Source organism: Hymenobacter cheonanensis (genome assembly GCF_030581075.1).
Taxonomy (GTDB): Bacteria; Bacteroidota; Bacteroidia; order Cytophagales; family Hymenobacteraceae; genus Hymenobacter.
The window spans coordinates 105261-119374 of record NZ_JAUQSW010000007.1; the positions used below are offsets into that span (position 1 = coordinate 105261).

At 56.8% G+C, this 14114-nt stretch carries 14 protein-coding genes; 3 read left to right on the forward strand and 11 right to left on the reverse strand.

Features of this window, described 5'->3' with window-relative positions; translation table 11 throughout:
* Positions 1-4: 4 nt before the first annotated feature.
* The 5 genes from Q5H89_RS14410 to Q5H89_RS14430 all read right to left on the reverse strand — a co-directional run bounded on the left by Q5H89_RS14410 (position 5) and on the right by Q5H89_RS14430 (position 3772).
* Complete coding sequence (locus Q5H89_RS14410; protein WP_305020038.1) at positions 5-544, reverse strand: hypothetical protein; 540 nt, start codon at positions 542-544, stop codon at positions 5-7.
* Positions 545-568: 24 nt separating this feature from the next.
* A complete protein-coding gene (locus tag Q5H89_RS14415; protein WP_305020039.1) occupies positions 569-1294 on the reverse strand; it encodes an urease subunit beta in 726 nt (241 codons plus the stop codon).
* A 188-nt stretch (positions 1295-1482) separates the two neighbouring features.
* The gene (locus Q5H89_RS14420; RefSeq protein ID WP_305020040.1) at positions 1483-2082 is read right to left on the reverse strand and encodes an urease accessory protein; all 600 of its coding nucleotides are present in this window, start codon (positions 2080-2082) and stop codon (positions 1483-1485) included.
* An 84-nt stretch (positions 2083-2166) separates the two neighbouring features.
* Positions 2167-2658 carry a GNAT family N-acetyltransferase gene (locus Q5H89_RS14425; RefSeq protein WP_305020041.1) on the reverse strand — a complete coding sequence of 164 codons (492 nt, stop codon included), beginning with the start codon at positions 2656-2658 and terminating at the stop codon, positions 2167-2169.
* Between the two features lie 169 nt (positions 2659-2827).
* Positions 2828-3772: an acetylornithine carbamoyltransferase gene (locus Q5H89_RS14430; protein ID WP_305020042.1), complete on the reverse strand. Its 945-nt coding sequence runs from the start codon at positions 3770-3772 to the stop codon at positions 2828-2830.
* Positions 3773-4184: 412 nt separating this feature from the next.
* Between Q5H89_RS14430 and Q5H89_RS14435 the strand changes: the two genes are divergently transcribed.
* The 3 genes from Q5H89_RS14435 (at position 4185) to Q5H89_RS14445 (ending at position 7036) form a co-directional block, all read left to right on the forward strand.
* On the forward strand, positions 4185-5708 hold the full coding sequence (locus tag Q5H89_RS14435) for a DUF2271 domain-containing protein (protein WP_305020043.1): 1524 nt from the start codon (positions 4185-4187) through the stop codon (positions 5706-5708).
* Entirely contained in the window at positions 5701-6351 is a 651-nt protein-coding gene (locus Q5H89_RS14440) for a PepSY-associated TM helix domain-containing protein (protein ID WP_305020044.1), read from the forward strand. Before Q5H89_RS14435 ends, Q5H89_RS14440 begins: the two co-directional genes overlap by 8 nt.
* Positions 6352-6604: 253 nt before the next feature.
* Entirely contained in the window at positions 6605-7036 is a 432-nt protein-coding gene (locus tag Q5H89_RS14445) for a hypothetical protein (protein ID WP_305020045.1), read from the forward strand.
* A gap of 64 nt (positions 7037-7100) precedes the next feature.
* On the opposite strand, the gene carB is transcribed toward Q5H89_RS14445, so the two are convergent.
* The 6 genes from carB to Q5H89_RS14475 all read right to left on the reverse strand — a co-directional run bounded on the left by carB (position 7101) and on the right by Q5H89_RS14475 (position 14073).
* Positions 7101-10328, reverse strand: coding sequence for a carbamoyl-phosphate synthase (glutamine-hydrolyzing) large subunit (gene carB / locus Q5H89_RS14450; RefSeq protein ID WP_305020046.1), 3228 nt, complete (start codon positions 10326-10328; stop codon positions 7101-7103).
* Positions 10329-10461: 133 nt separating this feature from the next.
* Entirely contained in the window at positions 10462-10752 is a 291-nt protein-coding gene (locus Q5H89_RS14455; RefSeq protein WP_305020047.1) for a GIY-YIG nuclease family protein, read from the reverse strand.
* 19 nt (positions 10753-10771) lie between these two features.
* Positions 10772-11047, reverse strand: a complete 276-nt coding sequence (locus Q5H89_RS14460; protein ID WP_305020048.1) for a hypothetical protein — start codon at positions 11045-11047, stop codon at positions 10772-10774.
* Positions 11048-11144: 97 nt separating this feature from the next.
* Positions 11145-12242, reverse strand: a complete 1098-nt coding sequence (gene carA / locus Q5H89_RS14465) for a glutamine-hydrolyzing carbamoyl-phosphate synthase small subunit (RefSeq protein WP_305020049.1) — start codon at positions 12240-12242, stop codon at positions 11145-11147.
* A 167-nt stretch (positions 12243-12409) separates the two neighbouring features.
* Positions 12410-13573, reverse strand: coding sequence for an aspartate aminotransferase family protein (locus Q5H89_RS14470; protein ID WP_305020050.1), 1164 nt, complete (start codon positions 13571-13573; stop codon positions 12410-12412).
* Positions 13574-13650: 77 nt separating this feature from the next.
* The gene (locus Q5H89_RS14475) at positions 13651-14073 is read right to left on the reverse strand and encodes a hypothetical protein (RefSeq protein ID WP_305020051.1); all 423 of its coding nucleotides are present in this window, start codon (positions 14071-14073) and stop codon (positions 13651-13653) included.
* Positions 14074-14114 lie beyond the last annotated feature (41 nt).

The window sequence follows — 14114 nt, forward strand, 5'->3', positions numbered from 1 at the left end:
CTAATTATTTGTGCTTAAACTTAGGCGCTTTATAATAGCCTAGTGCTAAGCTAGTATGCACCCTCCTGTACCGTTTTAAGTTGCCTTTGTAGAAGAAATAGTTAGCAGCTTTCTTGCTCTCATCTCCAATAGGCACATGATAGAATTGGCCAGCAGGGATGGTATCAGTGAGGTTTTTGCTAGCAAGTAAACGCACAAGCTTTTCGTCTACCTGCTTTGTAGAATCATCCCAATAAAATATCTTGTCTTTTTGCTGTAAATAACCTGTTGGAATTGCCTTGTAATCGTATTTCGACTTGTCTTTATAAATCTGAAATTTATGCGAAGTTCCAAAGATGCCGACCGCTAATATGCTATCATTTATGGATACTGTATGCACCCAAAATAGATTGTCTTTTTGGTATAATTTATCTGAATGTGTAAAATCAATAATAGCATTTTGGATAGCCTCATTGCGACTGCCCTGAGATACTAATGAGCTTTTCCATGAAGCGCACTCTGTTAGCAAGACGCACAAAATCAGAGATGAAAAACTTATTTTCATAGCTATTCGAAATATTAAACTGCTTTACCCCAGCTTCTCTAGCGCCTGCTGCTTGCCGGCCTCATCGAGCGGGCCATCAATCCAGCCGTTGCCGCCGTACACGCGGCGCTCGCCGGCCAGCGCTACTAGCTGCACGCGCTTGCGCTCGCCCGGCTCGAAGCGCACCGCCGTGCCGGCCGGAATATGGAGCCGGTAGCCAAACGCCGCCGCCCGGTCGAAGTCCAGCCCCGCGTTTGTTTCGAAGAAGGGGTAGTGCGAGCCCACCTGTACCGGCCGGTCGCCCCGGTTCAGCACCTCCAGCTCGATAACGGGGCGGTTTTCGTTCAGGATGATGTCGCCGTCGGCCAGTAGGTACTCGCCCGGCACGGCGGCGGGCACCGGCGCGGCGGTCGGGGCCGTGCGGCTGAGGCCGCTGCCGTAGAGCGCCAGCTCGGGCGCGCCGTGCTCGCGGCAAATGGGCTGGTGCACGGTCACGAGCTTGGTGCCATCGGGGAAGGTGCCTTCTACCTGCACCTCGTGCAGCAGGTCGGCCACGCCCTCCAGCACGTCATTGAGGCCCAGTAGTTGCTTGCCTTTGTCCATGAGCGCAGCCACCGATTCGCCGTCGCGGATAAACTCCAGCAGCTGGGTGGCGAGCAGGGCGGCGGCCTCGGGGTAGTTGAGGCGCAGGCCGCGGGCGTAGCGCTTCTGGGCCACTACGCCGGCCTGGTGCAGTACCAGCTTGTCGAGGTCTTTGGGGGCGAGGTGCATGGGGGAGGGGTTTGGGCGCTAATGTAGGGGCTGCCGGCCTGACGTTCAACCTCACCCCCCGGCCCCCTCTCCTGGGGGAGAGGGGGAGCCGACCGCAAGCGGACGTGGGTCTATATTGGAAAGTCGTCAGGCTCCCCCTCTCCCCCAGGAGAGGGGGCCGGGGGGTGAGGTAGCACGCCCGACGAGCCTCACACGTTCACCCACACCAGCCACCCGCCATAGCCCACGCTCAGCGCCGACGACAGCACTACTGCTGCCGCCCGCAGCTGCCGCCCCAGCCGCATGCGCAGTGTGAACGGCACGCGCATCAGGCTCACCGCCACCAGCATACCCAGTACCGAGCCGAGGCCGAATAACAGAATGTAGGCCACGGCCCAGGCCGGCTGCGCAATGGCGCTCAGCACCGCCAGCACCAGCGCCCCGCTGCCCGCTAGCCCGTGCACCAGCCCCACGGTGTAGGCAAAGCCCACCCGCTGCTTCGGCAGCTGAAACGACTGATACGAATTCTTATCAAGCAAGCGGCTGATGCCTAGCCCAATGAGCATGACGCCCACGGCCACTTCAAAATAGCCCGGGTGCAGCCAGGTGGCCCGGCTGAAGATGATAACGGACCCAAACAGCACCAGCATGGTAGTGTGGCCCAGGCCCCAAAACAGCCCATCGCGCAGGGCCGGACCTAGCCGGTCGTGGCGCGTCACGAGGGTGCTCACGGCCAGCAGGTGGTCGGGTTCGAAGGCGTGGCCCATGCCGACTACGGCCGCGAATAGAATGGGAACAAGGGGCTGCATTCCTACAAAAAAACGCCTGCTAGGCTTTGCAAGCGACGGCTAGCGAAGCCCAACAGGCGACTTACACCCAGGCAAGAGGGAAAATCAAACGGATTTAATCATCCAAATCTGGCAGCCAAAGTGGCCGCTGTTGCCCAGTGGCGCGGGCAAGTACGTGAAGCCCAGCCGCTCGTAGAGCGGGATGGCCTGGGTCAACTCGTCGGTGGTTTCGAGGTACACGCGGGCGTAGCCGGCAATGCGGGCAGCTTCGAAGCAGTGGGTAATCAGCGCCTTGCCCACGCCCCGGCCCCTAGCGGCGGGCAGCAGGTAGAGCTTCACCAGCTCCACGGTATCGGCGGGCAGGCCGGTGGTGGAGAAAATGCCACCGCCGCCCAGCACCTCGCCGTTCAGCTCAGCCACGAAATAGGCGCTGCGGGGTGTTTGGCTGAACAGCTCGTAGAGGTGGTCGGTGGCCTCGTCGTAGTAGGCCGTGCCAGGCTTGGCCGCGCCAAACTCGGCTAGGGTGTCGCGCACAGCGCGGGCCAGCGCCGCGTTGTCGCCGGGCGCAATGGGGCGAATAGTGATTTCGGAGTTCATTAGTTATTCTGGCATGTCCTGACGCCTTACCTCACCCCGGCCCCCTCTCCTTAGGGAGAGGGGGAGCCGACCGTTAGCGAATGTAATGTTGCGTCGAAAGTCGTCAGGCTCCCCCTCTCCCCAAGGAGAGGGGGCCGGGGGGTGAGGTAAATCGTCAGGACAAAAAAACCTATTTTAACAACTCGTGCAGCACGGTTTGCATCGAAAAAGTCCGGTTGCCCGCCTCCTGAATAATGAGCGAGCCCGGCGCGTCGAGTACCTCGTCGGACACTTCCACGTTGCGGCGCACGGGCAGGCAGTGGATGAATTTGGCGTCGTCGGTGAGGCGCATGTGCTCGGTGGTGAGCATCCAGCTAGGGTCGTTGTTGAGCACCTGGCCGTAGTCGCGGTAGCTGCTCCAGTTTTTGGCCTGCACGTAGTCGGCGCCTTCCAGCGCCTTGCGCTGGTCGTACTCGATAGTCGCGCCCTTCGTGAATTTGGGGTCCAGCTCGTAGCCGTGGGGGTGAGTAATCACAAAATCCACCCAGTCGATTTCCGAAAACCAATCGGCAAACGAGTTGGGCACGCACTGCGGCAGCGCGCGCACGTGCGGCGCCCAGGTCAGCACCACTTTCACGCGCTCTTTTTTCTTGGTTTCCGCCACCGTGATGAGGTCGGCAAACGACTGCAAGGGGTGCAGCGTGGCGCTTTCGAGGCTGATAACCGGCACCGTGGCGTACTGCAAAATCTTGCTCAGCACCTCCTCGCTGTAGTCGGCCTCCTTGTCTTTGAGCGTCGGGAAAGTGCGCACCCCTAGCACGTCGCAGTACTGGCTCATCACCGCGATGGCATCCTTGATATGCTCCTGCGTCGAGCCGTTCATCACGGCGCCGTCGGCCATTTCGAGCGTCCACGAGTCGGCCCCGGCGTTCAGCACCCAGGCTTGCGCGCCGAGGTTATAGGCCGCTTTCAGGCTGCTGAGGCGGGTACGCAGGCTAGGGTTGAAAAATATCAGGCCAACGGTTTTGTTTTTGCCAACGTGTTGGTAGCCAAACGGATTTTTTTTGATTTCTAAGGCTTGCTTGAGGAGCGTCTTATAGTCGCCCGCATCGGCGAAGGAGAGAAAGTTTTTCATAAGTCAGAAATGAAGCCGCAAGAACGGCATAACGGAAAAGAAAGGCGGCCGCTAGCCCTCGCGTGGCCTGGCCCCTGCTGAAGAGGGGAGGGCGGCAAAAATCCGGGTCCGGCCTGGCTTTTGCACTAGTCGCGCCGTAGAAGTCCCGCTGCGTCGGCTCCATCTGCCGCGTGTAGCTGGCCAGCGTGGCAGACCACGAAAAGGCCTCCGCGCCTGGCTAGGGTGCCCAACTTAGCCACTATCAATTCGCGCCTCACCACAGCCGCTGGCAAGCCGTCGCAATACTGGTTGGTCGGCGTTTGCGGCCCGTTTAAAGCGCATGTAGCGGAGTTTACTTTTTTGGGTAACTTCTTTGCTTTCCCAATCCCATTGCCCTGGCCTGCTTGCCGGCCGGCCTTTTTCACGCTTTACCATGAAAGTCAATTTCCTGCGCCAACCGGCGATTTTGTTATTGCTAACGCTCGGGCTGGGTAGCGCCACTTTTCGGCCGCACCGGGCTAGCCGGCTCTACGTGGCCGACTACGAAAATGTGCTCGGTACTTCCCTGGAAATCAAGCTGGCCGCTGCGGCCGAGCCCGCCGCCACCCAGGCCGAAGCCGCCGCGCTGCAAGAGGTAGACCGGCTCAATAAAATCCTCAGCGGCTACGATGCCAGCAGCGAATTCAGCCGCTGGCTGCGCGCTCCCCAGGCGCCGGTGGCCGTGTCGCCCGAGCTGTACGAAGTACTGTCGCTGTTCGACCAGTGGCGCCTGCAAAGCCACGGCGCCCTCGATGCCTCGGCCGAAACCGTGAGCAAGCTCTGGCGCGAGGCCGCCCGCCAAAATCGCCGGCCCACCGATGCCGAAATTGCCGCCGCCGTGCAAGCCGTGCAGCAGCCGCACTACGTGCTGAACGCTCAAAACCACACCGCCCAGCGCCTGAGCGATGCGCCACTGGTGCTCAACTCGTTCGCCAAAAGCTACATCCTGAGCAAGGCCGCCGACGCGGCCCTGGCCACGCCCGGCGTGTCGGGCCTGGTGCTCAATATCGGCGGCGATATTGTGGTGCGCGGCGAGCACCTCGAGCGGGTAAATGTCAGCAACCCCAAAGCCGACGCGGAGAACGATGCGCCAGTGGCGCAAGTGCAGCTCCAAAATAAAACCATCGCCACCAGCGGCAACTACCGCCGGGGCGAATTGATTGATGGCCAGTGGTATTCGCACATTATTGACCCGCGCACCGGCCAGCCCGCCGGTGGCGTCATCAGCGCCTCGGTCATTGCCGACAAGGCTACCGATGCCGGTGCCCTGGCCACGGCCCTCAACGTACTTAGCCCCGAGGAGGCCCCCGCCCTGGTGGCTACCGTGCCCGGCGCCGAGTATATGCTCCTCACCGCCGATGGCCGCCGCCTCGAAAGCACAGGCTGGAAAAAAGCGGAGCTGCCGGCCCCCCAAGCCAGTATTAAAAACACTGCCCCCGTGGCCAAGGACAAGCTTTGGGACCCTAGCTACGAGGTAGCCGTCAACCTGGAGCTAGCCACCACCGAAGGCGCGCGGGTGCATCGGCCCTTCGTGGCCGTGTGGGTGGTCGACAGCAAGAAAAAGCCCGTCCGGCAAATTGCGCTGTGGTACAACAAGCCCAAATACCTGCACGATATGCGTTACTGGTACGAAACGTACTACGACCAGTTTGCGGCCAATACCAACAATCTAAGCTCGACAACCAGCGCCACCCGCGCGCCCGGCAAATACACCCTCAAGTGGGATGGCAAAGACGATAAAGGCAACCTGGTGCCCCAGGGCACCTATACCCTGAACATTGAAGTAGCCCGCGAGCACGGCACGCACCAGCTGCTGACCCAGGAAATCAACACCAAAAAGCCCCAGCGCGCCGAGCTGCCCGCTAACCCCGAAGTAGCCGCCGCCGCCGTAGACTATCGTAAGAAAACCAATGACTAGCCCCAGTGAGCAGTTGAAATCCGTGGCTAGCCCTCCCGGCAAGCCCAAACAGGTGTGGAAAAAGCGTACGGCCTCGTTTTCGCGCTGGCTGCACCTCTACCTGTCGATGCTCACGTTTTTCGTGGTGCTGTTTTTCTCCATTACGGGCCTTACCCTCAACCACGCCGAGTGGTTTGACGGCCAACAGGTTGAACATAAATTCACGGGTGCCGTGCCCGCCGCCTGGGTCAACGTTCCGGACACCGCCCGCATCAAAAAGCTGGAAATCGTGGAAGCCCTGCGCAACAGGCACGCCATCCGGGGTGCCGTCAGCGATTTTCTGATAGAGGACGACCAGTGCTCCGTTTCCTTCAAAGGCCCCGGCTACAGCGCCGACGCCTTCCTTAACCGGCACGATGGCACCTACAAGCTAACCGAAACCCGGCTAGGCCTGTTCGCCGTGCTCAACGACCTGCACAAGGGCCGCGACAGCGGCCCCGGCTGGAGCTGGCTGATTGACCTTTCGGCCGGCTTCTTAGTCTTAGTTTCCCTGAGCGGCCTGGTAATGCTGTTCTTTTTGAAAAACAAGCGGGTGAAAGGGGCGATAGTTGCTATTCTGGGCGGGATAATCTGCTACTTGCTGTATTGGTTGCTAGTACCTTGAGTAAGGTTTTATACTCTGTTGTAGCTAAGCGTTATAGTTGTCGCATCTTTTATGCAACTACAAAAAACAAGGTGTGAAGCCAACTGGCTTCACACCTTGTTTTGGTCTATCAAGTACCAAGCCGCCATAGCCAACGCCACTTCTGCCGTTCCTAAAATTGGCTATCAATAGAAATTATTAAGGCTTTTACAGCAACCGCGTGGTGAGGTGAAAAATCCACATAAAAGAGCCAAGGTATTTCTAATTTTGATAGATGAAAAATATAATTTCGGTACTAAGGAAAGTATTTAAAGCTGTCAGGCTGATTTTTACTTTTGTTGCAGTGGTAGTATTAGGAATAACAGTCGTCTTATTCTTAATATGGACCGGCAAAGAAATTATAACTCCTAAAGACCTCTCGCAGATACAAGGAGTTTGGCTAACTCATGATGGTGACGAGCAGTTATATGGTAAGCTTGAATTACGTATCATCCACGACAGTGCTTATTTTGGAAATAGAATTTTTGCTGACGGTCGTCCAGACTCTTTATGCGGTGTATGTGCTATAATACATCTCAAAAAGGATAGTCTAGTATTGAGAGATAATAATGGCCGTGACTTCCAAGCTTGGCGACTAGAATCGTTAGACGAAGAACACCTGGTCTTAGCTGGTGATTCCTACTCATACGATTTTATAAAGCAATAGAATGCTGAATAAAATCGTATGAGTAGGAATATTTTTAACAATTTAATAAAACATTACGACTGAATTACTGCCCCTTATACTCGTTCCAGCTCTTAATCTTCAAATCACTCATCTCCAGCTCGCAGAATGCAGTGATAAACGCGCTCGCCAACCGCGCATTCGTCAGCAGCGGGATGCTGAAATCGACGGCCGTGCGGCGAATCTTGTAGTCATTATCCAACTCGCCCTTCGTCAGGTTTTTGGGGATGTTGATGACCATCTCAATTTCTTTATTCCGCAGGTAGTCGAGCACGTTGGGCTGCTCCTGGCTGTCGGGCCAGTGGAGGAGGGTGGAGGCTAGCCCCATGTCAGCCAAGAACTTGTGCGTACCCGCCGTAGCGTAAAGCGTGAAGCCACGCTCGGCCAGCAGCTTCGCCACCGGCAGCAGCGTCACCTTCGAGGCGATGGGACCGCCCGAAATCAGCACCGATTTTTGGGGAATGCGGTAGCCCACCGACAGCATCGACTTGAGTAGCGCCTCGGCCGCCGTATCGCCCAGGCAGCCTACTTCGCCGGTTGAGGACATGTCCACCGTCAGCACCGGGTCGGCGCCGGCCAGGCGGGTGAAAGAGAACTGCGAAGCCTTGACGCCCACGAACTTGGCATCATATACCAGCTCGCTGGCATCGCGCTCCACGGGCACCCCTAGCAGCACTTTCGTGGCTTTGGTAATCAGGTTATTGCCCGATACTTTCGACACGAAGGGAAAGCTGCGCGAGGCGCGGATGTTGCACTCGATAACCTTCAGGTCGTTGTTTTTACCCAGAAACTGGATGTTGAACGGCCCACTGATTTCGTAGCGCTTGGCAATTTTCTCGGCAATAGCTTTGAGACGGCGCACCGTCTCCACGTACACCTTTTGGGGAGGGTAATACATGGTGGCGTCGCCCGAGTGCACGCCCGCAAACTCGACGTGCTCCGAAATGGCGTAGCTCACGATTTCGCCGTGGTCGGCCACCGCGTCCAGCTCGATTTCCTTGGCTTCCTCGATGAACTCCGATACCACCACCGGGTATTCGGTGCTCACTTCCTTGGCTACGCGCAGGAAGTTTTCCAGCTCTTCGTTGTTGGAAACCACGTTCATAGCCGCGCCCGACAGTACGTAGCTCGGCCGGATGAGCACCGGGAAGCCCACCTTGCCCACGAACTCAAATACGCCTTCCAACGTCGAAAGCTCGCTCCAGCGGGGCTGCGACACGCCCAACTCGTCCATGATACTAGAGAACTTGTGGCGGTTTTCGGCCTCGTCGATGCGCTCGGGCGAGGTGCCCAGCACCGGCACGTTTTCCTGGTGCAGGCGCATGGCGAGGTTGTTCGGAATCTGGCCACCCGTGGAGAGAATAACCCCGCCCGGCTGCTCAAAATCCAGAATATCCATTACCCGCTCAAACGACAGCTCCTCGAAATACAGCCGGTCGCTCACGTCGTAGTCGGTCGAAACGGTTTCGGGGTTGTAGTTGATAACGATGGTTTTGTAGCCCTCGGCAGCGGCGGTTTGCACCGCGTTCACGCCGCACCAGTCAAACTCCACGCTGCTGCCGATGCGGTACACGCCCGAGCCCAGCACAGCCACCGCCTTCTCTGTTTCGGGCTCTAGGTCGTTCTCAGTGCCGTGGTAAGTGAGATACAGGTAATTAGTCTTGGCTGGAAACTCCGCCGCTAGGGTATCAATCTGTTTAATTACCGGCAAAATGCCCAGCGACTTCCGCAGCGTGCGCACGCGCAATTCGCTGTTGCGCAAGTCGTTTTCGCCGTAGAACTTGGCGGCTAGCTGCATGTCCGAGAAGCCCAACTTCTTGGCTTCGGCCAGCAGCGCTTTATCAGCGAGCGTGCCATCGCCGAGCGGCAGGAGCCGCTGGCCCATTTCAAAAATGGTGCTCAGGCGCTGCAAAAACCACAGGTCAATTTTGGTTAAATCGTGGATTTGTTGCACCGTGTAGCCCAACTCAAATGCTTGGTTGATAGCGAAAATACGCTCTTCGTTGGGGTCGCTTAGCAGCTTGTCTACCTCGGCGTTGGTCACGGGTGCTTCGGGCCGGTTAGCCACAAAGCCGCGGCGGCCGGTGTCCAGCATCCGAAGGCCCTTCTGAATGGCTTCCTCAAACGAGCGTCCGATGGCCATTACCTCGCCCACGCTCTTCATGCTGGAGCCAATCTGCCGGGTCACGCCGTCAAACTTGCCTAGGTCCCAGCGCGGCAGCTTCACCACCACGTAGTCGAGCGCCGGCTCAAACAGCGCCGAAGTCGTCTGCGTCACGCTGTTTTTTACCTCAAACAGCCCGTAGCCCAGCGCCAATTTGGCCGCCACGAAGGCCAGCGGGTAGCCCGTCGCCTTCGAGGCCAGCGCCGATGAGCGCGACAAACGCGCATTCACCTCAATTACGCGGTAATCCTCCGAAACCGGGTCGAGCGCGTACTGAATGTTGCACTCGCCCACGATGCCCAAATGCCGAATGGTCTTGATGCCAATCTGGCGCAGTTTGTGGTACTCGCGGTTGCTGAGCGTCTGCGACGGGGCCACCACGATGCTCTCGCCGGTATGAATACCGATAGGGTCGAAGTTCTCCATGTTGCAGACCGTGATGCAGTTGTCATAGCAGTCGCGCACCACTTCGTACTCCACTTCCTTCCAGCCCTTCAGCGACTCTTCCACCAAAATCTGGCTCGAAGTCGCAAACGCCCGCTCGGCCAGCGCCCGCAGCTCGTCCTCGTTATCGGCAAAGCCGCTGCCCAAACCACCCAGCGCAAATGCCGCCCGAATAATCAGCGGAAAACCAATTTCCAGACCCGCCGCAATGGCGTCGTCCATCGTGGTAACGGCCCGACTACGGGCCGTTTTTACGTCGATTTCATTGAGCTTGTCAATGAAAATATCCCGGTCCTCGGTGTCGATAATCGACTGCACCGGCGTGCCGAGCACGCGCACATTGTACTTCTCGAAAATATTATTCCGGTAGAGCTGCACCGCGCAGTTCAGCGCCGTTTGCCCCCCAAACGCCACTAGAATGCCGTCGGGTTTTTCCTTCTTAATAACCTCCTCGACGAAATACGGCGTGACGGGCAGAAAATACACATCGTCGGCAATATTGTCCGACGTTTGCACGGTGGCAATATTGGGATTAATCAGGATGGTCGTAATGCCTTCTTCCTTCAGCGCCTTCAGCGCCTGCGAACCGGAATAATCAAATTCGCCCGCCTCGCCGATTTTCAGAGCGCCCGAGCCGAGAACCAGTACTTTTTTGATGTCTTTCATTGGTTGCTTAAAGCCTTCTAAGAGAGAAGGAAGCGAGTGTAAAAATTAAATAACTTTTGTAGCGCAGTAACCCCGCATCGTCATGCTGAGCGGAGCGCAGCGAAGTCGAAGCATCTCTACCGCTTCGTTGCTTTCAACCTGCCCAAGTCTCTAAATCAATTGCTTCCCAAGTAGGGTTAAATGCATTAATTAGCGCGTCTTTCTTTCGTCGTGTCCAGCCTTTCAATTGCTTTTCCCGCGCTATGGCTTGCGTAGCATCGGGGCATATTTCAAAATACATCAACAAGTCCGTCTGATACTTTCCGCTGAATTTGCTGGCATCACCGCGCCCACTACTATGCTCGTAGAGCCTTCGCGTAAGGTCGCTGGTAACGCCGACGTAGAGCGTGGTTTTGGTCGGATTGGTTAGGATGTAGACGTACATGCTAGCGTTGTCAATTAGACTACCAAATCATTTTGTCGGCAATGCTGCGCGGACAAATGAGAACTACAGAAACGTCTGTTTTAAGCAGTTCTTGATTTACAACAGCTAATGCATCTGGAATCAATTCTTCAGCATTATTTGGATGCTCAATAAAAAAGTCACTGTACTCATCTGCTTCTAGCACGAACCGACCTACTTCTACTGTTCCATTTTGGACAAGAAGTATTTCTGTTCCTGACGCAATTGGTGGCTCAGTGCGACCGTCGGCCCAAATACGTACTTTCTGTAGTTCCATAATTGAGTGCCTTTTGAGCCAGAGATAACAACGAAGCGGTAGAGATGCTTCGACTTCGCTGCGCTCCGCTCAGCATGACGTTACTTGTTGCTTCTGTTTATACTGCTGGCTGCTCCGCCTTATACTTCTCCACCGAAGCCAAAAAGTCGTCAAACAGATACTCTGTATCCACTGGCCCGCCGGCGGCTTCGGGGTGAAACTGCACCGCGAAGAATGGCTTGGTTTTGTGGCGGATACCCTCGCAGGTGCCGTCGTTCAGGTTCTCAAACAAGCCTTCCCACTCGGCGGGCAGGTTTTGCATATCCACCGCGAAACCGTGGTTTTGCGAGGTCACGTAGCACTTGTTGGTGCCGAGCTGGCGAACGGGCTGGTTGTGGCTGCGATGGCCGTATTTCAGCTTGTAGGTGCGGCCGCCGCAGGCCAGGCCCATGAGCTGAATGCCCAGGCAGATGCCAAAAATCGGTTTGTCGCCGGCCAGCGCGGTGCGCAGGTGGCCGATGGTTTTTTCGCAGGTGGTGGGGTCGCCGGGGCCGTTGCTCAGGAATAGGCCGTCGTAGTCGAGCTGGTTGAAATCGTAGTCCCAGGGCACGCGGGTTAGCTCCACGTCGCGTTCCAGCAGGCAGCGGATGATGTTGTTTTTCACGCCGCAATCGACCAGCACGATTTTGTGCTTGCCGCTGCCGTAGCGCTTCACGCCGTCCACGCTCACCTGGGCCACGAGGTTATCCTCGTTGGGGTCGTGCAGCGGAATGTCGTGGTCGGGCGTTACGATTTTGCCGAGCATGGCGCCTTCTTCGCGCAGCTTCTTGGTTAAGAAGCGCGTATCTACGTCGTAGATGCCCGGAATATCGTGCGCGGCCAGCCACTCGCTCAGGCTTTGCGAGGCGTTCCAGTGGTTGTACTCCTCCGAATAATACGACACCACGAGGCCCGAGATATGCACCTGGCTCGATTCGAGGGCACTCGAAATATCTTGCTCAATCTGCTCCATTGGCACGCCATAGTTGCCCACCATGGGGTAGGTCAGTACCAGAATCTGGCCCCGGAAGGAAGGGTCGGTCAGGTTTTCGGGGTAGCCCGTCATGGCCGTGCTGAACACGACCTCGCCCGCCGACGCCGTGTAGGCCCCGAAGGACTTGCCTTCAATTTCGGTACCGTCGGCTAATACCAGTTTTACCAGCTTCGTATTTTCCACGCTTGTTAGGTTATGTGTAAAATGGAGCGGTGCTCCGTTGGTCACTACTTGATTGATTCACAAAGCCTTTTGTACACGTTGAGCTTGCCAAATATCTTATCAGGCTCGAACGACTTGTTCTGGCGAGATAAGATATTTGGCAAGCTCAACATGATGGATTACGAGGGTTAGTCCTGCTCGACTACCGTGTTATCGACCGCAAATTTAGCCGGTTCCAGCGCGAATAGCGCCTGCAAAAATAGGTCAGCCTCGGCCTTCGTGATGTTAAGTGGTGGTAATAAGCGCAGTACGTTCGGGTCGCTGGCGTTGCCCACGAAGATGTGATGCTCGAACATTAGCTTATCACGAATTTCCTTAATAGGGAAATCGTACTTCACGCCAATCATCAGCCCGCGCCCGCGCACTACCGTAGCCTGGCTGTGCGCCCGCAATTCCTGCATGATGTACGCGCCCAGTTCGGCCGCGTGCGCCACCAGGTTTTCCTGCTCCAATACCTCGAGCACCGCCAGGCCCGCCGCGCAAGCCAGGTGGTTGCCGCCAAACGTGGTGCCCAGCAAGCCATACGACGCCTTGAACTCCGGCGAAATCAGCACGCCACCAATCGGGAAGCCATTGCCCATGCCCTTGGCCGTGGTGATGATGCCCGGCCGAATGCCCGCGTGCTGGTGCGCAAAAAACTCGCCGCTGCGGCCGTAGCCGCTCTGTACCTCGTCGGCAATGAGCACCACGCCGTGCTGCGCACACAGCGCCGCTAGCCCCTGCAAAAACTCGTCGCTCGGCAGCACTACGCCGCCCACGCCCTGAATCGGCTCGATAATGACGGCGCACACCGGCTGCGTCTGCATCACCTGCGCCACAGCCGCGAGGTCGTAGGGCACGAAGCTCACGCCGTGTCCCGCGTTGAATGGTGCCACGATTTTGGGGTTGTCGGTGGCGGCCACCGCGCCCGAGGTGCGGCCGTGAAACGCTCCTTTGAAGGCAATGACGTGGTTTTTGCCGGTGTGAAACGACGCCAGTTTCAGCGCATTCTCGTTGGCCTCGGCCCCCGAGTTGCACAGAAACAGCGTGTAGTCGGGGTAGCCTGACAAGTCGCCCAGCTTCGTGGCTAGCTCCTGCTGAATCGGAATTTTCACCGAGTTGGAGTAGAAGCCGATTTTGGCCACCTGCTCCTGCACGCGCTGCACGTAGTGCGGGTGGCTGTGGCCGATGGAAATCACGGCGTGGCCGCCGTAAAAATCCAGGTATTGCTGGCCGTTCTCGTCCCAAAGCGTCGCGCCGAGCGCTCGCACCGGTGTGATGTTTACGAGCGGATAAACGTCGAAGAGGTTCATGGTTATTAGGAGGTTATCTTTTTAGTAGACCGTTATGCTGAACGCAGTGAAGCATCTTGGCAGGTTCGTTGAAATAGCTAAGCCAAGCCTCTAATTATATCCAACCGATTACTCGGTGCATTTGGAGCGAAGAAATTCGAAATAGTATTCTCACTTCTTCGTGGTCGGCTCAAAAATTTTGGCGACCACTCAGTTAAGCGTTGTTCCTTCTTATGGATGAATTCGCCAGGCTCAGGTTCTTCAATGTATTCTTCTTGAAGGACAAGTGCTAGCGGTTCCTCTGCGCCAGCGCTTTTGAGTGAAAATTCCTGAGCTTCTTCATATGTCTCGAAAACGTAGTAATAATCATCGCCATTTTCGGTGTCTGGTGCGCCATCGTGCGGATGGCACCAAACTCGGTACTCCAAAACATCATCCCAAACGTAACCGCCACCTCCTCCAACGACTGCCGGATAAGTGCCTATAAGGTTTGGGTCTTTGACGCTTGGGTACTCAGACATTGGTGAAGCTTATGAATCAATAGTTACGAACCTGCCAAGAT